Origin of the sequence: Cytobacillus stercorigallinarum, assembly GCF_014836495.1 — a bacterium.
GTDB lineage: Bacteria > Bacillota > Bacilli > Bacillales > Cytobacillaceae > Cytobacillus > Cytobacillus stercorigallinarum.
In genome coordinates, this window is sequence record NZ_JACSQT010000009.1 from 31,997 (window position 1) to 53,310 (window position 21,314).

21 protein-coding genes are annotated in these 21,314 nt (G+C 38.2%); 10 read left to right on the top strand and 11 right to left on the bottom strand.

The annotated features are described in order from the left end of the window. Positions 1-205 precede the first annotated feature (205 nt). The 3 genes from H9655_RS16540 to H9655_RS16550 all read right to left on the bottom strand — a co-directional run bounded on the left by H9655_RS16540 (position 206) and on the right by H9655_RS16550 (position 5,714). Positions 206-2,218, bottom strand: coding sequence for a penicillin-binding transpeptidase domain-containing protein (locus tag H9655_RS16540; protein ID WP_191816074.1), 2,013 nt, complete (start codon positions 2,216-2,218; stop codon positions 206-208). 102 nt (positions 2,219-2,320) lie between these two features. After that, a complete protein-coding gene (locus H9655_RS16545) occupies positions 2,321-3,697 on the bottom strand; it encodes an MATE family efflux transporter (RefSeq protein WP_191816076.1) in 1,377 nt (458 codons plus the stop codon). 88 nt (positions 3,698-3,785) lie between these two features. Next, positions 3,786-5,714 carry an InlB B-repeat-containing protein gene (locus tag H9655_RS16550; protein WP_191816078.1) on the bottom strand — a complete coding sequence of 643 codons (1,929 nt, stop codon included), beginning with the start codon at positions 5,712-5,714 and terminating at the stop codon, positions 3,786-3,788. A 121-nt stretch (positions 5,715-5,835) separates the two neighbouring features. Here H9655_RS16550 and H9655_RS16555 point away from each other — a divergent pair, with 121 nt between their 5' ends. Then, positions 5,836-6,753 (top strand): nuclease-related domain-containing protein, encoded by a 918-nt coding sequence (locus H9655_RS16555; protein WP_191816080.1) that lies wholly within the window; start codon positions 5,836-5,838, stop codon positions 6,751-6,753. A 913-nt stretch (positions 6,754-7,666) separates the two neighbouring features. Here the strand turns inward: H9655_RS16555 and trhO are convergent. Beyond that, positions 7,667-8,617 carry an oxygen-dependent tRNA uridine(34) hydroxylase TrhO gene (gene trhO, locus H9655_RS16560; protein ID WP_191816082.1) on the bottom strand — a complete coding sequence of 317 codons (951 nt, stop codon included), beginning with the start codon at positions 8,615-8,617 and terminating at the stop codon, positions 7,667-7,669. 286 nt (positions 8,618-8,903) lie between these two features. Between trhO and H9655_RS16565 the strand changes: the two genes are divergently transcribed. After that, positions 8,904-9,791, top strand: a complete 888-nt coding sequence (locus tag H9655_RS16565) for a helix-turn-helix domain-containing protein (RefSeq protein ID WP_191816085.1) — start codon at positions 8,904-8,906, stop codon at positions 9,789-9,791. Between the two features lie 44 nt (positions 9,792-9,835). Then, positions 9,836-10,114 (top strand): hypothetical protein, encoded by a 279-nt coding sequence (locus H9655_RS16570; protein WP_191816087.1) that lies wholly within the window; start codon positions 9,836-9,838, stop codon positions 10,112-10,114. 48 nt (positions 10,115-10,162) lie between these two features. On the opposite strand, the gene H9655_RS16575 is transcribed toward H9655_RS16570, so the two are convergent. Beyond that, a complete protein-coding gene (locus H9655_RS16575; RefSeq protein ID WP_191816089.1) occupies positions 10,163-10,312 on the bottom strand; it encodes a hypothetical protein in 150 nt (49 codons plus the stop codon). Between the two features lie 382 nt (positions 10,313-10,694). Between H9655_RS16575 and H9655_RS16580 the strand changes: the two genes are divergently transcribed. Together H9655_RS16580 and H9655_RS16585 are read left to right on the top strand one after the other, a co-directional pair. Further along, positions 10,695-11,738: a C40 family peptidase gene (locus H9655_RS16580; protein WP_191816091.1), complete on the top strand. Its 1,044-nt coding sequence runs from the start codon at positions 10,695-10,697 to the stop codon at positions 11,736-11,738. A 92-nt stretch (positions 11,739-11,830) separates the two neighbouring features. Continuing rightward, complete coding sequence (locus H9655_RS16585; protein WP_191816093.1) at positions 11,831-12,142, top strand: hypothetical protein; 312 nt, start codon at positions 11,831-11,833, stop codon at positions 12,140-12,142. On the opposite strand, the gene H9655_RS16590 is transcribed toward H9655_RS16585, so the two are convergent. Next, complete coding sequence (locus tag H9655_RS16590) at positions 12,139-12,969, bottom strand: alpha/beta fold hydrolase (protein ID WP_191816095.1); 831 nt, start codon at positions 12,967-12,969, stop codon at positions 12,139-12,141. The genes H9655_RS16585 and H9655_RS16590 overlap by 4 nt on opposite strands. A 19-nt stretch (positions 12,970-12,988) precedes the next feature. Next, positions 12,989-13,195 (bottom strand): hypothetical protein, encoded by a 207-nt coding sequence (locus H9655_RS16595; protein ID WP_191816098.1) that lies wholly within the window; start codon positions 13,193-13,195, stop codon positions 12,989-12,991. 83 nt (positions 13,196-13,278) lie between these two features. On the opposite strand from H9655_RS16595, the gene H9655_RS16600 reads away from it, so the two are divergent. Then, the gene (locus tag H9655_RS16600) at positions 13,279-13,623 is read left to right on the top strand and encodes a hypothetical protein (protein ID WP_191816100.1); all 345 of its coding nucleotides are present in this window, start codon (positions 13,279-13,281) and stop codon (positions 13,621-13,623) included. Between the two features lie 72 nt (positions 13,624-13,695). Here H9655_RS16600 and yqeK read toward each other — a convergent pair whose 3' ends face one another. From yqeK to H9655_RS16615, 3 genes are all read right to left on the bottom strand, one after another. After that, positions 13,696-14,175, bottom strand: coding sequence for a bis(5'-nucleosyl)-tetraphosphatase (symmetrical) YqeK (gene yqeK / locus H9655_RS16605; protein ID WP_191816102.1), 480 nt, complete (start codon positions 14,173-14,175; stop codon positions 13,696-13,698). 58 nt (positions 14,176-14,233) lie between these two features. Next, a complete protein-coding gene (dnaN, locus tag H9655_RS16610) occupies positions 14,234-15,340 on the bottom strand; it encodes a DNA polymerase III subunit beta (protein ID WP_191816104.1) in 1,107 nt (368 codons plus the stop codon). A 392-nt stretch (positions 15,341-15,732) separates the two neighbouring features. After that, positions 15,733-16,362 (bottom strand): NAD(P)-dependent oxidoreductase, encoded by a 630-nt coding sequence (locus H9655_RS16615; protein WP_191816106.1) that lies wholly within the window; start codon positions 16,360-16,362, stop codon positions 15,733-15,735. A gap of 152 nt (positions 16,363-16,514) precedes the next feature. Between H9655_RS16615 and H9655_RS16620 the strand changes: the two genes are divergently transcribed. From H9655_RS16620 to H9655_RS16635, 4 genes are all read left to right on the top strand, one after another. Further along, the gene (locus H9655_RS16620; RefSeq protein WP_191816108.1) at positions 16,515-16,934 is read left to right on the top strand and encodes an Rrf2 family transcriptional regulator; all 420 of its coding nucleotides are present in this window, start codon (positions 16,515-16,517) and stop codon (positions 16,932-16,934) included. Between the two features lie 110 nt (positions 16,935-17,044). Then, the gene (locus tag H9655_RS16625; RefSeq protein WP_191816110.1) at positions 17,045-18,625 is read left to right on the top strand and encodes an ATP-binding protein; all 1,581 of its coding nucleotides are present in this window, start codon (positions 17,045-17,047) and stop codon (positions 18,623-18,625) included. A gap of 2 nt (positions 18,626-18,627) precedes the next feature. Continuing rightward, positions 18,628-19,326 carry a response regulator gene (locus tag H9655_RS16630; protein ID WP_225230703.1) on the top strand — a complete coding sequence of 233 codons (699 nt, stop codon included), beginning with the start codon at positions 18,628-18,630 and terminating at the stop codon, positions 19,324-19,326. A gap of 156 nt (positions 19,327-19,482) precedes the next feature. After that, positions 19,483-20,808 (top strand): CitMHS family transporter, encoded by a 1,326-nt coding sequence (locus H9655_RS16635; RefSeq protein WP_225230704.1) that lies wholly within the window; start codon positions 19,483-19,485, stop codon positions 20,806-20,808. Positions 20,809-20,931: 123 nt separating this feature from the next. Here H9655_RS16635 and H9655_RS16640 read toward each other — a convergent pair whose 3' ends face one another. Beyond that, positions 20,932-21,288, bottom strand: a complete 357-nt coding sequence (locus H9655_RS16640; RefSeq protein WP_191816114.1) for a DUF4181 domain-containing protein — start codon at positions 21,286-21,288, stop codon at positions 20,932-20,934. Positions 21,289-21,314 lie beyond the last annotated feature (26 nt).

Here is a 21,314-nt window from a genome sequence, read left to right on the forward strand (position 1 = left end):
ATTGTTTGTCCAAATCGGGGGATGATACTATGGGAGATGGTAGGTTGTGAATGAAGATTGGTGGGCGAATTCCTTGCACCGCGATTGTGACTGAAACGATGCACTTCCTGAGGAGATCGCTCAGTCCTTAACACTAGTTTTGAAATCATCGTACAAGATAAAAAGGCTGGAAACCAGCGTTCCAACCTTCAAACCTTTTACTTTATTAGAAACGATCCTTGTTTCTCTCAAATGTATTTTTCACTTTTTCAATGACGATTTTGCTGCCGCCTTGTTCTTCGACGCCTTCAACCATCATTGAGATAAGTAGCTGAGGGTCCTCTGGGTTATAGGCAACAAACCAACCGTTTTCTTTGCCCTCTTCATCAGCGGTCTGTTTCAGTTCCGCTGTCCCCGTTTTCCCTGCTAGCGGGTAGCCTTCAATACGTGCCGTACGTGCTGTACCGCCTGATTCGTTCACTACTTTACTCATCGCTTCAGATACAATTTTAACAGTATCTTCATCAATTATATTTTCCTTCCATACTTGGCTCTTTTCTTCCCCATCCATGAGCAAGATTGGTTTAATCATTGACCCATTATTGATAAAAGGTGTATAAGAGGTAGCCAAGTGAAGGATACTCATTTCAACATGTCCTTGCCCATAACCGGAATCGGCAATTAATGTCTCTTTATCTAGTTTGCCGATTGTAGAAGATTCGAGTGGATAGGCAAAGGGAATATCTTCAGCAAAGCCAAATTCTTTTAATCCAGCAGTTAATTTGTCTTTTCCTAGCTCTAATGCTGCCCTTGCAAAATAAATATTATCCGAATACATCATCGCCAAATCGAAATTGACTGGCTTTCCAGGGTCACTTACCCTTGTGATTCGGTAATCACCCCAGCGATTATCATCCGGCCACTGCAAACCCTTCACTGCCATTGTATCTTCTGGTTTAATGGCTCCTTCTTTTAATGCAAGCGCACCTGTTATTGGTTTAATCACGGAACCTGGTGCATACGTGTGTTGAAAACGATTCAAGAATGGATTATCACCACTCTCTTCTAGCTCTTCTAATTGAGAGGCAGAGTATCCAAGAGTTGCTTGATTTGGATCGAATCCTGGACTAGAGACAAGTGCCAGTGTCTCACCCGTAACAGGGTCGATGGCAGCCGCAGTGCCCGGCTTATGATCCAGTTCTTTGTACAAATCCTCTTGTAATGTGAGGTCAATAGTTAACTGAACGTTGCTACCATGTTCTACTGCTTTTTCGGCCACAACTACCTCTGAACCGTCCTCTTTCTTAATTCCAATTAAGACACCATTTGAACCGCGCAGCTTTTCCTCATATACTTTCTCTAAGCCGCGACGGCCGATGACATCATTACTGCCATATCCTTTTCCTTCGTGTTCCTCCAAGTCTTCAGCTGTCACTTGAGCAACATTACCAATTAAGTGTGAGGCCGCCTCGCCGCCAGGGTATACTCGTCCTTCAATATCCTTTTTCAATACACCTGGTATACTCATCAATTTACTTAATAGCTCTTCTTGATTCGTAGCAATTTTCTTGATTGGCACAAATTGATTCGCCTGTACCCAACTCGCGCCTAATTTATCCTTAACAGCGTTCTCTGAGATCTCAAGTAATTTTGCCACTTCTTTAACCGTTTCATCTTCAGCGTCCATTTGTTCTGGTACGATGCCAATTTCTAAAATCGTCCCATTGAAAGCAAGTGGATCACCTGAACGATCGACAATTTCTCCCCGTTTTGCCTTCACTGAGTTGTATGTAATTTCGTCATTTGGGCCAAGTTCAGGGAAAATATAAGTCGTATCCCATTCAATATACCAATTTTCCTCATCGTCTCTCTCTTCTTTAACTAATGTTGCTTGATGATCAAAGGCAATCTCTCCTGCTAAACTGTCCATTTTTGCCGAAAATGGTAGTTGTAATGATTGTTGATCTGTATCTAGTTCTTTCTCAGATTTTTTATGTGAAATGTCTAAGTTAGCAATGCCTAAGTCTGTATATATTTTTTCATAGCGATTGACAAAGTCTTCTTCACTAACGGATGCTTTTGCCTCTTTTGAGAGCATGCCATACATTTTTGCGAACTCTTCCTTATTCCAATATTCTATATATTGAGATAACCGTTGTTCTGGATCAACCTCTTTATTGCATGCACTAAGAATGGCTAAAACCGTAATGGCCACAAATAAATAGACTATCTTTTTCATGTCTCTCCCCCTCATCAACCATTTTAACACTATGGCCCATTTCATACCATATATAGAACAATGGTTTCATGGGAACATTTTATGAACAAAAAAACCGAGCCTTTATAACAGCTCGGGTGCTACTGCTTGTTTTTCCTTTTCTTTATGATGAATAATTTTCAAACGAATGAAGAAACCGATAGCCGCTGCGGTTAGCCCTACGGAAATACCGATCCAAAAACCATATGCCTCAAGCTTCGTAAAGGCAGCTAAACTATAACCAACTGGAATGCCGATTACCCAATAGGAAATAAAAGCGATGATAAATGGTATTTTCACATCTTTATAGCCACGTAAGACACCTTGTAGTCCCGCTTGGGCAGCATCTGAAATTTGATAAAAAATAGCAATAACGAAAAAGTTAGCCGCAAGTAAAATCACTTCTGGGTCATTTGTATAGATGGCGGCAATTTGTTCTTTGAAGAACAACAAGAAGATTGAAGCAAAGCCCATAAATGCCATTCCACCTAAAACACCAAGCAAACTGTATTTTTTTGCGTTGTCTAAGCGTCTTCCTCCAACCGAGTACCCAATCATAATTGTCATCGCCATTGATAGACTAAGGGGAATCATAAATAATAAGGAAGTAAAACTAAACGCCACTTGGTTGGCTGCTACTGTAATCGTTGAAAACATCATACCAACTAAAAGGGTCACAACTGCAAAAATACTAGATTCGAAGAAAATGGTTAATCCTATGGGAATGCCAATAGATAATTGTTCCTTCCACGCTTTTATTGATGGTTTAAACCACACTTTTCCAATTTGGTAGTTTCTAATCTTTTCGATTTTAAAACTAAGCAATAGACTAATGATTAGAATGAGCCAATACGTAAAGCCTGTTGTATAACCCGCACCAATTCCTCCGAGCCTTGGAAAACCAAAGTGGCCAAATACTAAGCAGTAGTTCAAGAATATATTTACGGGTACCGCTAAAATGGTAATGATCATTGTGATTTGTGTGAAGCCTTGTGCATCAAAGAAATTCCTTAGCACATTGTATAAAAATAACGGCACAATCCCGATAGATAATCCAAGTAAATAATGAAAAGCAATATATTCAACATTTGGAGCCAACCCCATTAAACTTAAGATGGGCTCTAAGAAAAATATACCGATTAAAAGTATAACAACTGCAATGATAGCCGCTAAGTATAACGCCTGTGTCACACTATAGGATATTTTCTCCTTTTTGCCTTGCCCTAGTAAATGCGACACAATTGGGGTTACAGCAAGCATAATCCCATTGATTCCTGTAAATACCGGCATCCATATATTGGACCCAATTGCCACTCCAGCCAAATCATCCGTTCCAACACGGCCTGACATCATCGTATCCGTTAAATTCATTGCATATAGCCCTATTTGTGTCACCATAATCGGCCATAGTACTTGCAAAAATAGCTTAATTTTCTCATTCCACGTTTCTGCATGATACATCTTGTATTCTATCTCCTGTTTCGTCTCATTTTAGCGATTATTTATTTTAGCACTGGCACGATGTTGTTTCAATCGAACAACAGATGGATTATGCCGGAGCCCATCTTGCATAGAGAATAAGATCCCCTGTTGTTCCTGCTGGAATAACCGTTACCACCTGCCCAGCAGTATTATACCAATTCACAAATTGGTATCCACTTACTGGCCCTGGCGGATTTAAAATAATTGGCAGATCTGATGCTGTATACGTTTGCGGATTTGGATTCTCCGTACTCAATATATTTTGATAAGTAATCGTATAATCAGGTAATCTGACCAACAGGACCTGCGTATTGTCGTCGCTTAAACGAATCACCCAATCCTCAAACTCTGTCGTCGGCTTAATAAATTTATCCGCATCTGATTGTGCTAAGATCGGATAAGTTGCGGTCGATTCAGCAACCACGATTGGTGTACCAGCTTCATTTGGTGTAACATAATTGGTTAAATCTAATTGAACAACAGTCCCTTGTACAAGCGGTGCGGTAATGTAGGCAACGTTACTTCGACCAACAATGTAAAGCCCATTCGCATCCCCAAGCTGATCTTGCATAAGTAAAATGCCACTATTATATATACCTGGTGCAGTTTCAGCCGTATTCACACCAATATCCCCGACACTATTACTACCTACAAATGATATTTCGCCTGAATTAAAAATACCTCCGCCAACTAAGGCCGCTTCATTACGTTCAATTAAAGTTTCCGTTATACTCGTTTGACTATTTGTATTCGTAAATATGCCTCCACCTGTTTCACCAGCATAGTTATCTGTTACTTGAATATTAGTGAGAACGACCTCTGTAACATCATTAACATACACACCGCCGCCACTTTCAGTCACCCGATTATTTCTTATGATACTCTCAATAATTTGAAGCTGCGCATTTAAATTGACAAACACGCCTCCACCATTAGCAGCAATATTTTCGAATATCGTGCATTCATCGAATATCGTACTTGTTTCATTATTAAAGTATACCCCACCACCGTTAAGGTTGGCTTGATTGGAGAAAATTTGGCAAAGAGATAAAGTAATGGTTGCATTTGAATTGATAAATAAACCTGCTCCATTATTGGCAATATTGTCCGCCACTTCACAGTTAACTATATTAATTACACTATTAATGTTAGCAAAAAGCGCTCCACCATTACCTGATGTCGAATTTCCAGTTAGTAAAACATCGTTAAAGACGATTTGAGATCGCTGATTAATATACAACCCGCCCCCATTTTTTAAGCCAGTATTGTTTGCGACGCTACCTCTCGTGAAGCTTCCAATAACGTCTGGGTTGATTAAGACTCCTCCTGCCCCCCTCGTATCATTTGGTTCTATTGATTGATTCCCGATAATATCCGTATCAGCAATAGTGAAACTTGTACCCGTATTAAAATAAACGCCCCCACCAACCGTGGCGATATTATTGGAGATAACTGACCCATTAATGGTGGCACTGCCTTGGTTCACAAAAATTGCTCCACCAAAGCTAGCAGAAACATTCTGCACTAACATTGAATCGGTGATATTCGCATGTGCATTTGAAGCAATATATATACCTCCACCAAACTCTGATGCATCACAATTATAAATGATTGAATTGTTTAAATTACCAATAGCAGATCCAGTTAGATAGAAAGCGCCACCCCTTGGCACAGAAGAATTTTGCATGGTTGAATCGTTAACCGTTACGATACCTGTACCTGTACAAAAAACAATCGAAGAGGCTACAGTATTTTGTTTGTTACCGTCTATAATTAAACTTTGTAAAAGTAGATTTCCAGTTGTAGCAACATTAAAAAGGTATCCTGTAAACCCTGTTCGTCTGGTCAGTCTGATAGACGTATTTTCCCCAATTATCTCCACTGTGTAGTTAATTGATAAAGTTGTTTCAAGATCAAAACTATTCGTAATCGTAATAATATCCTCTTGATTACTAATTGCCGTCTGTAGCTCTGCAAAAGTTGAAACCGAAACCATCGTTTTCACTCCTATCTACGCATGTCCTTGTATAACATATGAAGGAATAGAATTACTGGTGAAAAAGAATGACAGTGGCACGCTAATCGGTTATAATTTTGGAAAAGAAAGGATGATGTTTTTGACTATTTATAAACCACTCGAGTTTTCAAAAACCCTCCGTTATTATCTTGCCATATATGCGCGAACCAAATTACCTCCCGAGTCCGAGTACTATCTACAATCATTGCTAAAAGGTTATAACGGGGAGAAGGATTGGGCCTCTCATTTAAATGAACTACCTGATGACATACCGATTTTGTACGATCTCCTATTAGAAGTCAGCCAATCCACTATTCAAATCGACGCACTATGTATCCTCCAACACAAATTAATCCTATTTGAAATTAAGAACTTCCAAGGAAATTTCTCAGCAGATGACGAAAAATGGTATAGTCCATCCAATAAAGAAATCAAGAATCCACTCAATCAAATCAAACGTGCAGAACCTTTATTACATCAATTCTTAAAAAAGCACCAACTCCATATCCCCTTTGATTATTACCTTATTTTTGTCCACCCTACCTTTGTCCTCTACGGCGCCACTCACCATGAACATGTCATTTTCCCAGGACAAATCCCCGAATTTATGGATAATCTCAAACAACAAACCTTTGCACCTCAACGGATGCACACGAAAATCATTGATACCTTCTTATCTCATCACAAAAGCGATCTCCACTTGCTCCATAAACCTGTGTATCACTATGATCAAATGACTAAAGGGCTATTTTGCGGGCAATGTGGCGGGAAAATGAAAAGGAAACATAAAAGGACATTCTCCTGCATGCAATGTCATCACTCTGCTACAGTCAACGATATTGTCTTAAGCAATATTAAAGATTATATGACACTCTTCCCGGAACGTAAGGTAACTACAGCTAATATTTATGACTGGATTGGTGGGGAGGTTAGTCCAAATGCCATAATCAAAATACTCCATAATCACTTTGAAAGAAAAGGGGTGGGAAAATCCATTCATTATATAGAGTTTAAATAAAAAATATGAGTGATGTTTACTATTGATTTACTTTCACCCCTTATTTGGGGTGATTTATTTTTGCTCACACTTCTTGGTTTTTTTGGACCTTCTTGTGGGGAGGGTGTTTCGTGGTTGATTACTCTTCTTGGGCATTCTGGAGCTTCTTGTGGGGGTATTTCACGTTTGCACACTCTTCTGGATTATTCTGGACCTGCTTGTGCGGGCATTCCGGGGTTTGCACACTCTTCTTAAACATTCTGGAGCTTCTTGTGGGGGTATTCCGCGTTTGATCACTCTTCTTTGTCATTTCGGACCTGCTTGTGTGGGCATTCCGGGGTTTGCACACTCTTCTTAATCATTCCAGACCTGCTTGTGCGGACATTTCACATTTGCCCACTCTTCTGGCTCTTTCCAGACCTTCTTTTGTGGGCATTCGGGGTTTGCACACTCTTCTTAATCATTCCAGACCTGCTTGTGTGGGCATTCCATATTTGCCCACTCTTCTGGCTCTTTCCAGACCTTCTTTTGTGGGCATTCCGGGGTTTGCACACTCTTCTTAAACATTCTGGAGCTTCTTGTACGGGTATTCCGCGTTTGATCACTCTTCTTTGTCATTTCGGACCTGCTTGTGCGGGCATCCCCTTGTTGCCCACACATCTGGACCACTCCGAACCTTCTTGTTTGGGCATCCCCCTGTTTGCCCACACCTCTAGCTCATTCCGAACCTTTTTATATACGAGTATTCCCCCGCTCCTCCCTATTTCCCACCCTACATGCTCTGTGCTTTACTTTCAAATAGACAAAGCTTCCCCACATAATTACCACGACCATTCCCCAACATAATTTCCACATGCTCCACCTCACACCATCACCAATTCATCAACAAAACACAAAAACCCCCACAAGCCAAAGCCTGCGGGGGTTCCATTATTTATGCTAAGACAGATAATCTCTCTTTTACTTCTTCTTCAGTTAACCCGTGCTCTGCGATATAGCGGTTGCGTGGGTGTGAGCGACATTCTTCGGAACAGCTACGTAAATGTTTGTGTTCGTTTTCCTCAGAACAAAGGATTTTTTTGTTACATTCTGGGTTGGCACAGTTGACGTAACGTTCACATGGCTCTCCAGAGTAGTAATCCTTCCCTACAACTACATGTTCTTTGCGGTTGACGGGTACTGCGATTCTTTCATCGAATACATATAATTGACCATCCCATAGTTCGCCTTGAACTTCTGGATCTTTTCCGTATGTGACGATGCCACCATGAAGTTGTCCAACATCCTCAAAGCCTTCTTTAAGTAACCAGCCAGAGAATTTTTCACAACGAATACCACCAGTACAATATGTGACAATTTTCTTCTCGCCTAACATTTCTTTATTGTCTCTTACCCACTGAGGGAGATCACGGAAGTTTGTGATATCTGGGCGAATGGCACCACGGAAGTGACCTAGGTCATATTCATAATCATTTCTTGCGTCTAAAACAACTGTATTTTCATCATTTAAGCTTTCATAAAATTCTTGAGCGCTTAAATATTTACCTGTTAATTGATTTGGATTAACATCATCTTCTAAACGAAGGGTAACTAGTTCAGGACGATAACGTACTTTCATTTTTGGAAACGCATGTTCCTCTGCTTCATCGATTTTGAAAATCATATCAGCAAAACGTGGGTCTGCTTTCATATGCTCCATGTAGCGGTCGGTTTGCTCTACAGTACCTGAACAAGTACCGTTAATTCCTTCATCTGCAATTAAAATACGGCCTTTTAATCCGAGTTCGTTACAAAATGCTTTGTGTTCAATAGCGAACTCTTCTCCGTTTTCAATTGGTACGTACATGTAATATAACAATACACGATAGTTATTCTTTTCTTCCATTTTCTTCACCTATTCTTTTTATATTTGCAAGATATAATGGTTCAATAGGTTTTTTACACCATTTTCTTACTGAAAGTATTATAACAAAAAAAAGCTAGGAAATAATGTCGATTTATTGACCTTTTTTTGGTATTCTTACCCGACTAACAGTTTATCCACCTCAATTTAATTTCATACGTAATGAAAAAAAACGTAAAAACACTGATTTTTACCTATATCTGAATATTTAAAATGATTGATAAATATACAAAATTTACTTATTATAAAAGGAAAAGGAGGTATGATTATGAGCCTTGCACCAGTAAGTTTTGGAGAAATTCTCAGCGATCTTCGTCAATTTAAAAAACTATCAATTGAGGATTTAGCACAAGGAATTTGTTCGTCAGAAGAAATCATCGAATATGAAAAAGGCAAGAAGTATCCAACATTAGATCAGTTATATGATTTTGCTGAACGGTTAAATGTAGAAGTCAGCCATTTCATTGACTATGCATCATCAAGTACCTTCAATTATGTAACGGCAGTCTTTCTATTAATCAAAAAATATAAGCGTGAACGTGATTATAAAGCGATTTATGAGATTATTGAACAAGAAAGGGATAACCCTTTGTTTAAGCAGAGGATTTCTATGCAATTTATGCTTTGGCATGAGGGGATTTGTGAGTATTATTTACATCAAAATGTGGACGATGCGGTAAAACTTCTTTATCAAGCGATCGATTTAACGAACCCTGATAGAAGTAGACTAACAGAGAACGAAATTGAAATTCTTACGAGCTTAGCGATTATTAAGCTTGAAGAAAAGGACTTCATATTTGCATCTAATATGTTTGAAGAGGCGTTAGATAATTTAGATTCGCTCCCTCATATATTGGATCCGAAAGTAAAATTACGGATTTTGTATGGGCTATCGCAAACATTAGCAGCAAGGAATAATTATGAGTCTTCGTTGAAATATAGTAATTTAGGAATTAATTATTGCATTAATAATGAGATTCTCTATTTGTTTGGAGAGTTTTACTATCAATCAGGCGAAAGTTACATCAAAATTGGTGAGATAGATATAGGGACGGAGTATATTAATCGGGCAAAATCTATCTTTTTACTACAAAATGATGAAAAATTTGCCAAATTAGTAGGAATAGAGCTAGAAAAGTTATTAGAAAAGTGTTAATATTTGTATTGTAAGATATTTCTATAATGAAGGGAGAAAGGAAAATGAAAAAATTCGTTTCTGCATCAGTTGTTGCCCTATCACTAGTTGCTTTCGGAGGATTTGTTGGCGCTGAACCGCTACCGACCCAACATGGAGCTGAACCACTTCCTACTCAGCACGGTGCTGAGCCGCTTCCAACTCAACATGGATCTTCACCACTACCAACTCAACACGGCGCTGAACCACTACCAACTCAACATGGTGCTGAACCACTACCGACTCAACACGGTGCTGAACCACTACCGACTCAACATGGTGCACCACTACCTACCCAACATTAATAAGGTTTGAGCAAAAGCACTTTCCCGCCAGAAGGTGCTTTTTTCTTTTTAAAAGGAACGATGTGGGCTTAGTAAGTGTTTAAGGTCTATTGCCAATTGTTCGACATATTTCTCGACATCTACATCCCCTTGACTCATTCCATTTTCGTGTGCCTTCAATAATAAATCTAGTAGATTAATAGGGCTTTCTGCATCCAAACCAAACTATCCTCCTAGTATTTCTTAGGAATATTATACTAAAATCTCGAATGCAAATCAATATTAAATTATCAAAAAATTTCCGTTTTTGTAAATAATCTTGTATGAAAACATTTAAATATATCCTTCCGCCTAATTTACCCCCATTTTTCCACATCATTTGACATTTGCCGGCTTTTTCGATGTTAATCGACATTTTTCCTCGACAAGAACTTTATCGTAAGTTGTCATATTATGTCGCATGTACCAAGAACCAAGTCGAAAGTCCTCGAAAATGATAGTTTTTCATCTTATTTTGTAAAAGGTTGTAAAAAATATAATTCTATAGACGATATTATGATAGAATTGACGAAATCTTGGAGTAAAGGAGAGATTACTAGACGTGAAAAAACATATGGTGTCGATGGCTACGATTGCTGTCGTTTCCTCTGCTTTTGCCGCTCAAGCATCCGCTGACTCAACTCATACTGTAAAACAAGGAGATACATTATGGGATATAGCTAAGAAATATAATACATCTGTTTCTCAGCTTAAAAAATGGAATGATTTACACTCTGACTTCTTACAAATTAATCAAAAGCTCATTGTTTCTAGTGAAAATTCAACACCTGCAAAAGAGAATAGTTCTTCTAATCAGTCTAGTTCAGGTACATATAAAGTGGTGTCAGGAGATACATTATCTAAAATTGCACGCCAACATAATATGACTGTCAAAGCATTAGTGGATCTCAATAATTTAAAAGGCGATCTCATTTTCCCAGGACAAGTGTTTAAAGTGAATGGTTCATCCTCTAGTAATTCAGGAAATTCTTCTTCCCCATCAAGCGGTTCAAATGGTAGTAGCGGGAATTCCAATTCCAAGAAGGATACATATATTATTCAGCCTGGAGACACACTAAGTGGCATTGCTAAAAAGACAAACACGACTGTTAGCAATTTAAAAAAATGGAATCAGCTAAGTAGCGATTTGATTTTTGCCGGAAAGAAATTATATGTAACGAGTAACAATGCTGGTAAGGATACAGAGAAGAAGCCGACAAATCCGACAAATGACAATATTTCTGGAAATGCTGCTGCCATCATTAGTGAGGCGAAGAAGCACTTAAATACGCGCTATGTTTGGGGCGGATCAACGCCAAGTGGGTTTGACTGTAGTGGATTTATCTATTACGTACTGAAGCAAACAGGATCAAATATTGCGAGAACAAATGCCGAGGGTTATTTTAGTCGTTCGTATTATGTGAACGACCCTGTACCGGGTGATATTGTTTTCTTTGAGGGTACTTATAAAAAGGGTATTTCTCACTTAGGGTTTTATATCGGTAATAATCAATTCATCCACGCTTCATCAAGTGGCGTTATGATTACCAGCTTAGATAACCCTTATTGGAGCAAACATTTCGATAGTTTCAAGCGCCTTTATTAAACAAGTTTATTTTTACAATCAAGGGTAAATAAATAAAAGAGGGGGGCCATGTCAATTCACCCCCTTTCAATTTCTAAAAGAGGTGAATCGAATTGAATATCTTTATGTTTATTAGCATCATGACTTTGGTATTGCTTTTAGTTAGTTTTCTACTGATCTTTTCTAAGCTCTATCGAAAAACAGCGACACGATTAAGTCTATTGATTTTACTTTTCGGTGCCGTCTCTTTTCCACTATTTTCTGTTATGTATCAAGTTCGGACAACGGATTATCTAATTGACTTTGCCACAATTGGCACCGTCTTTTTAATTACTTGGACTGTAGTTGTAATCACCCTTCTTGGCGGCATTTTCTTTCGCTTTCGTGTGAATATTTCAGAAGAAAGTGATATATATCGTCACTAGTGCAAGGCTTGCTCGATTATTTTTTGGAATAAGTCTTTCTCCTCTAAAAATGGATAATGATTGCTTTTTTCAAAAATGAACAGCTGTGATTGGGATATTTCTTGATGGATTTCCTTCGAATACTCAACCGGGCACTGGACATCATAACGTCCACAACAAATGTTTGTTGGTATGTTGATATGCTTTAATTTCCTTGTTATATCAAAAAGAACGGCTTCTCTACTGAAAAAATTTAACCTTTCTCCTGATATACCTTTAGATATCCCATCTGTGAAATATTGGGTATATTTCTCTGGTTCAAATAAAGAAAGCCGGGTACGTTTCATTGTTAACTCTTCTTTTTTCGTTGCAGTTATATTTGGCTGAGTTAATGCAAATTGATACTGTTGCATCACAGCAAATTTTGGATGGTTTTCATTATAGATGCATGCTGAGGACTGCGTGTAATCTCTTGCTGCTGACCCTACAATAACAAGTGATTCTAACGAAGGCTGATGAAGCAATGCATAAAGAAGTCCAATCATTCCACCTGTTGAATGGCCGGCATAAATCCATTTTTCATATTCTAATGCTATTCTAATTGCTTCTATATCTAATACGCTATCTACCATACTATATTCATATGGTTCATGTGCTTGCTCGGATTCTCCCACCCCGCGTAAGTTTACTAACGTTACACAAAAACGATTAGTGAATGTATCAGCAAAATAGTCCCCTGTTTCGTTAAAGACGGCATAATGATGCGCTACGCATAAAGGCTTTCCAACTCCCTTTTGGAAGATCTCAAACGTGCCTCTTTTGGTTTGGAGCATTTTTCTTTTCCACATTGTCTCCACCATCCCTACTCTAATGATACTTGCAGGTTACTTTTGAAAATACACCATTCTTCTCTATCGTCAATGTTCGATCACCTGATTCCTCATAACATCGCTCAATAATCTGTTCATTTTCGACGTGTTGATTATATACTTTGAGCATAATAACCATTGCTGCACCCATGATGAACACACTTCCTAATAATAATAGGAGTAATTTCACTTTGTCTTTCTGCATTGCCATTCCTCCTTACTCACACACATAAATTTATAAAAATCGAGCAAACTAAAGTATTCTTTTTATATAGGGAGCTAAAACATATGATATTCTTAGCGATTCTATTGATGGTTTGTGGATTATTTATTATCAACGGGATTTATGCTTATCAAACGAAGCACATCGATGCCTTTTTTCTTTCTACACTTTGGTACTATATTAAACTTGTTCCTTTATTTATTTCTGCCAGTTTAATGATTGGCTATGGTGTAAAGTTCTTAACCAAACATGTCGATAATCTCACCTTTTCCCTCATCGCCTCTAAAGGAATTGAGATTCTAGTTAGCCTCGTCATTGGCTATCTCTTTTTTAAAGAAACACCGACACTTCGGACAGGCCTTGGCATTGTAGTCATTCTAATTGGGTTTTGGTTGTTGAAGGGTGAATAGTTATTACTTCTCTTTCAATTCTTCGTATGCTGCGATTAACCATGGATGCACAACCTTCAATTTGTCTTTATGTTACATAAGGTAGTGAATATAAGCAAACGCTGCCTTTTCTAGCGATTGGTCGAAAGAAGTGAACACACTGTTAATATAAGGTGGCACTCCCTTCTGATCCCATTCTATTTTGTCTGCTACAAACAAAAGGTAATCCAGCAAACTTGCCCTTGACTTCAGAGTTGTATGACATTCAATCGCACTTAATACATTGGGATTAGTCACCATAAACACTTCGTCAGCGATATATTTAGATAATTTTTGATGAATAATCATGGGAAAAAGGCATTCTTCAGGAAGGATAGGAATGCCTATAGAGCGAGCAAACTCAATGCGCTGATGATTAGGTATAATCCCACTGATATCATGTAGTAAACCTGCCTGATAAGCCGCTTCTGGTTCACCATTGTATTTCCTTGCTAATTCCTCTGCCATTTGTGCTACCCTCACACTATGATTGTATATAGACAAACAATGATACTTCAAAGACTTTGAATACATTACTTTGAAGGGAATGTCCTTTTTTCACTACTTCTTTTAGCTGTTCAATTTGTATCATCTAAAAGGACCTCACTGGCGAGATCAGATGCTGAAACCGCGATCCATTCACCAATTCAAATAAAACGGGTTTCATCGATCCATTGTAAAAACAACGAATATACTCGTCCTTGACCACACGCAAATAATCTAATAAAAAGTGACTATCGAGAAATACTTCTACTTCAGTTTCTCCCGTTAATTTTTCAATCGTCTGCCATTCTTCAATCATACCGATCTGCTTAGCATGAGACGAAATTTGCAACCGTCCTGCTTGTATTCGCAATTTAATATGATGGTTTTTCTTTGCATCTGAAAAAAGGGCTGCCCGTTCAACACCTTGCAAAAAGGTTGGCGTATGGACATAAAACGAAGTCAGGTTTTGCTTCGGAATAAAATCAGTGGTTGCCGGATATCTGCCTTCAATCAGCCTAATATAAAAATGGCATTTATCCCTTTTTAAAACGAGATAGCTGTTTAATAAGCATAGTGACACCTTCTCATCTTTTTGTATATTAAGCTTCGACCATTCAAGTAGACTGTCGTGTGGAACGATGAACTCCATTTCTAACGGTGATTCGATGTTCACAGAACTTATAGAATAACGATGGGCATCGGTACTTATGAAGGTAAGCTCACCATTACGAGCAACAATTTGCACACCTGTTAAGACCGGACGATTATCTTGGACAGCTGCGGCAAACACCGTTTGTTTAATGAGTGTGAGAAGTTGCACTGCATCTAAAGTCAGTTTCGCTCCTACTGATCCATCGGGGATCGTCAATGTCTGGACATCTGTTAATGAGTATATTTTTGTATGAATTTCTCCTGATTGAATGTTGATCGTACCTTGTTCACTTAAGGAGATATGTATGTTTGACGGTAGTTTCTTTATGATATCAAAAAAATATTTGGCGGAAATGATGACTGATCCTGTTCTCTTGATGGTTAGTCCATCTTCCATTTGTGCGGAAATACTTATTTCCATCAACACATCCTCATTCCCAGCAATAAATGTCACTTGCTGATGATCTACGATTATTTTCATAGGAGACTGGCTGTTTTTTAGCGCCTTACTCACGTCTTTTAGTATGCGTTGCAATGTATCTTTTCGAATGATTATTTCCATGATTCCTCATTCCTCACTTTGTCTCAATACCTAGGTTAAACATTCGGTAGAAACATGTCGAATCCTGCCAGTAAGTAAAACAAGAATAGAAAAATCATATTGAAGCATGCTTACCCGTTGAAGGTAACAATGATATTGGTGGGAAGTTTCCGTAATAGTTGTGGAATCAATGGATGCTTTTATACCCACCACTAGTCATACTGAACCTGCGAAAGGGCATACACCCGACAAAACTCATAACTATATTTCACTAGATCTGTCGTAATTACCAACGGGTGTTCATCACTCTTATGTTGATATTACTTTCTCAAGTTTTCCCCATTTGCTCTTAGAAAATAAAAACCCTTCTATATCTATAATAGAAGGGGAAAAATTAATTGTTCCAGATACCTTTATGCTCTGTCGCCAACGACAGCAATGCGTTCATTTAAATGTTTGCCTTGTTCAGCTTCATCAAGGACAGCGATCGCAAAGTCTGCATAGCTAATATAGCTATCTCCTTGATTGTTGACGAATAGTTTGTCTTTGCCTTTTTGATAGCTTCCAGTTCGTTTTCCATCTGCATCGAAGAACGCACCTGGGCTAATGTATGTCCAGGTGACGTTTTGGCTGTTTTGTAGTTGCGCTAAATCTTTCCCCATTTGTGTTGCCGTTGGTAAGTAGGCTTTAGGAAAATCTGCTGTTTCATATAAACGTGTTTCTTCATCTACATATAGACTGCCTGCACCACTAACAACGATTAGTCTCGTGTGCTGACCCTTAAGCGCATCGATTAGTACTTTTCCTGCTTCCACATGTTGTTGCTCTTGACCTTGAGGTGATTTAAAAGCATTCACAATGACATCGTATTCTTTTACGTCATTAGATTGTATATCGAAAATGTTTTTTTCTACAACTGCTACTTGACTATTGATTTTTCCTGCATTTCTTACGATTGCCGTTACTTCATGCTTTCTGGCTACTGCTTCTTCTAAAATCAATTGACCTGCTTTGCCACTTGCACCGATAATGCCAATTTTCATAATAAAAGACCTCCGTATTGTAATTGAATTGATTACATGTAATTATTATAGTTACAGGTATCTTTTTTGTCAATTCTCACCTTTTTCCTTTTCTTGCGATTACGGTATAATATATTCACTATGATTCTTCCTTTTAAAGAAAGGTGATAAACATGACCATAAGCAGTCGATTTGCTGTGGGAATTCATATATTAACATTACTTGAATTAAATAAAGAGATTAATACCTCTGAAACGATTGCAGGTAGTGTTAATACAAATCCAGCTCTCATTCGCAAAATTATCGGGATGCTGAAAAAAGCCGATCTCGTTGAAGTTCATCCTGGGAAGGCTGGCGCTAAACTTAAAAAAGGCTTAGCAGAAATTACTTTACTTGACGTCTATCAAGCCGTTGAAGTCGTATCGGAAAATGAATTATTCAGTATCCATGACCACCCGAACCCTGATTGTTTTGTTGGGAAAAATATTCAACAGACGATAGAACCAATTTTTATCTCAGCGCAACTGGCCATGGAAAAGGTTCTTTTACATGTGACGCTTGAAGATGTTGTGAAGGAAATTGATAATAAATAAAAGGCGCCCCGAGGTCCATTTTCGGGCGCTTTCTATTTGTTAAAGTACAGCCGATCTCATGTTATACTATCATTATTTTCACTATTACAAATTTAGTAGGGGCGGAGCAGATGAAGTGGAAAAACTTTGGCTTAAAAGGAAAAATGATTGCTTTAATTAGCTTACTCATTTTGCTTGTATTTTTGATTTTTACTATTTATTTATTTCGCTACCTCTCCGATATGGTAGAAGAACAAACAGGACAAAAAGCGTTAAGCTTAGCACATACAATAGCCAATATACCTGAAATTCAGGATGCCTTTCAGCTGAGTAATCCCGCTTCTACTATTCAGGATATCGTTACACCCATTCAAGAGGCATCAGGAGCTGAGTTTATTGTTGTTGGCAATAGAGATGGCATTAGATACTCTCACCCTAATCCTGACTTTATTGGGGAGAAAATGGTTGGCGGCGATAATAAACGGGCGATTTTGAACGGTGAATCTTATCAATCGAAAAAAGAGGGCACATTGGGATTATCCATTCGGGGTAAAGTACCGATTAAAAAGGACGGCGTAGTCATTGGTGTCGTTTCTGTTGGTTTTCTCAATGGCAATATTCAGGAAATCATTCAAGATAAAAGCAAACCATTATTCATCGCACTCGTAATAGCCATTTTATTAGGTGTGGCTGGGGCCGTTTTAATTACTAACTATATCAAACGAATACTATTTCATATGGAACCGGAGCAGATTTCTCAATTATATTATCAAAATAAAGCGATTCTTCAGTCCACACATGAAGGGATGATCGCTGTTGATCATTTAGGACACATCACTGCCGTTAATAAAAATGCGAGAGAAATCATCGGAACAGATGCCGAAGAAAGCGAATTTATAGGGCGCGATATTCGTGTGTTATTACCCATCCCCCTGCAAATAACAGGAAGTATTCGTGATCAAGAATTGATATTAGGTGATACGATTATTCTTCTAAACGGTGTCTCCCTTCAAGGAGAACAGTCCGGGGCCGTTTGTACCTTTAGGAAAAAAACAGAGCTAGAAGGCGTAGTCAAAGAACTGAGTCGAATTAAGCAATATGCTCATGCGCAAAGGGCATTTACCCATGAATTTTCTAACAAAATGCACATCATTCTTGGACTATTACAAAATAATGAAACGCAAAAAGCGATGTCCTTTATACGTAAGGAAGATCAAACGCAAATGACGCGCTTAAACTTCTTAACGAAAAGGATTGCTGACCCCCTATTGCAAGCATTACTACAAGGTAAGTACAATCAGGCAAATGAGTGGGGCATCGAGATGACTATCCAAGAAGAAAGTAGAATGATGATTTCATTTTCGATAGAAAGACAGAATGCTATATTAACCGCTTTCGGAAATATTATTGAAAATGCCTTGGAAGCCGTAAAAGGCAAAAAAAATGGGATGCGCGAAGTTAGCATTTATTTTACAGATATCGGAAATGATTATGTTTTCGAGGTTCAAGATTCAGGTAATGGTATTGAAGACAAGTTGCTAGAGAAAATCTTTGATCAAGGATTTACGATGAAAGAAGGCGACTATCGTGGGATAGGCTTAGCTATTTCTAAAAAAATGATTAACGATGTAGACGGCGAGATTCTTGTTGAAAGTGGGGAAAACAGCGGAACAAGTTTTGTCATTATTTTACCAAAGAAGGGAGAAGAGTAAGGATGGAAAAATACCGCGTATTAATTATTGAAGATGATTTCAGAGTTGCAGATATTAACAAAAGCTATATTGAGCAAAATCATCAATTCTCCGTTAAAGCGGTTGCTCGCAGCGCTGCGGATGCACTCCTTTATTTAGAAAAGAATGCTCATGAAATTGATGTTATTTTTCTAGATATATATATTCCTGATGTGGAGGGTATGTCATTACTTTGGAAAATACGATCCCTTTATACATCTATTGATATCATTATAATTAGTGCAGAAAAACAAGCCCATTCCGTTAAAACCGCATTAAGAGCAGGGGTATTTGATTATGTAGTGAAACCCGTTAGTATGGACAGACTCCTTCAAAGTTTAAGTCGCTATGAGCGTTTTAGGCAATTATGGGCAGATGAGCAATTAAACCAAGAACAAGTAGATGAATTAACAAACGTATTTCATATTAACCCTACCCATGCGGAAGAAGAGCAAATACTCCCAAAAGGCATTGACTCGATTACGCTAGAAAAGATTTTACACTTATTTGAAGGGTTCGTAGAAGAAGGTTTAACAGCAGTTGAACTAAGTGAGCAAACTGGTATAAGTCGCTCAACCTCTCGTAGATATTTAGAATATCTCGTATCTATGAATCGTGTAGAGACGAGACTCATTTATGGTAGTGTCGGTCGCCCACAAAGAAAGTACGTAATCTGTTCATGAAACTTATGAACAAAATAGAGAAGAAAGAATAATATTCAGATTATGAACAAAATATTCTTTCTTTTTCCTCCTCGTGTTATTTTCATACTAATCTTATTTTTATGATATTTGAAAACGCATTCATCTATGAATGACCGAAGAGGGGGAAGGAAGAAATTGAGTTTAAGTTTAATAGGTATTATTACAATTATAATTATTGTCGCTTTACTGATTAGTGGAAAAGTCAGTCCGATTGTTGCGATGGTGATCCCACCAATTATCGGCGCTATGCTTGCAGGGTATAGTTTTGCTGAAGTTGGGGGATTTTTTGAAAGCGGTATAAGTTCTGTTATTAGCGTCGCAGTCATGTTTATGTTTGCAATTATTTTCTTTGGTATATTACAAGATGTTGGCCTATTTGATCCATTAATTAATAAGCTAGTTTCCTTTTCAAATGGTAATATTATTGCTGTCACGGTCGGAACGGTATTAGTCGCAACAGTTGCTCACTTAGACGGCTCTGGTGCATCAACTTTTCTATTAACTATCCCTGCCTTATTACCTCTATATAAACGTCTAAAAATGAATCCATATTTATTGCTTCTTTTAATTGGCGGAAGTGCTGGTATTGTTAATATGATTCCTTGGGCAGGGCCTTTAGGCAGAACAGCGTCAGTGTTAGAAATGGATGTAACGGAGCTATGGAAACCCCTTATTCCAATCCAATTAATTGGCCTTTTATTAATGCTTGTACTGGCGATTTATATGGGTGTAAGAGAGAAGAAACGAATCACGAAAATGTATGGTTCTTTAGAAGCCGCTGCTGCTATTGAAGTATCAGAAGACTTTCGAGAGCAAGAAGCAGAAAAAGGAGCTGCTAACCCCCTCGCTCGACCAAAACTCATTTGGGTAAATGCAATATTAGCCCTACTCGTTCTTGGCACACTCGTTTCTGGTATTATCCCTGCAGGACTAGCCTTTTTAATTGGGGTCAGTATCGTCTTACCCATCAACTTTAGAACAGTCGATGAACAAATGGCGAGAATTAAAGCACATGCACCAGGAGCTATGACAATGGCATCTATTATCATAGCAGCAGGTCTATTTTTAGGTGTCCTCAATGGAACCGGTATGTTAACAGCCATTGCTGAGGATGTAGCTAGTATTTTACCTGCCTTTATTGGCCCATTTGTCCATATTATCGTTGGTATATTTGGTGTTCCATTTGATCTAGTGTTGAGTACAGATGCGTATTACTTTGCTTTATTACCAGTAGTTGATCAAATTGCAGCCACGTATGGAGTCGCCTCTCTATCAACGGCTTATGCTATGATTATTGGTAATATTGTTGGTACCTTTGTCAGTCCACTGGCTCCAGCTGTTTGGCTTGCCTTAGGTCTTGCTGGCCTTGAGATGGGTAAACATTTACGCTATTCACTCTTCTGGCTTTGGGGACTAAGTATCGTGCTCGTTCTGACTGCTGTAGTCATTGGTGTGATATAAAGACGATTCGTTCGCTACTAATCTGCAAGTTCTCCTTGTTTGTTGGTAGCGAATGTTTTTGTTTAAATGGCTAACCTTTGGTTTGTTTCTAATGAATTTTACACAGCTTTGGCATGAATTTATTTATCCCCCAAAATAATACCGAATCCAAAACAAACTTCCAACTCCGAATATCCAGAGCGCAATCGTTGTTACATACTGCTTTGACTGAATATACTTCCATTCGAGAATTGCTTGAGAACCGATGCTTAAGCTGAGATAAATAATCCAGAACCAAATTAATGAAAGCGTATCTAGTTGAACCATCAAGGGAATAAAACAAAAAAGGAGAATAACAATAATAAATCTACTCCATGTATGCGCCTTACTACCCTCTGTGTCCCTTAAATGAACACGTTTCACACCTAATAATTTATTCAATCCCCGTTCAATCGTAAAAAAGATTATGATAAACACTATAATTGCAACAAATATATCCATTTTCGCTTCCTCTTTTCCAATAGATT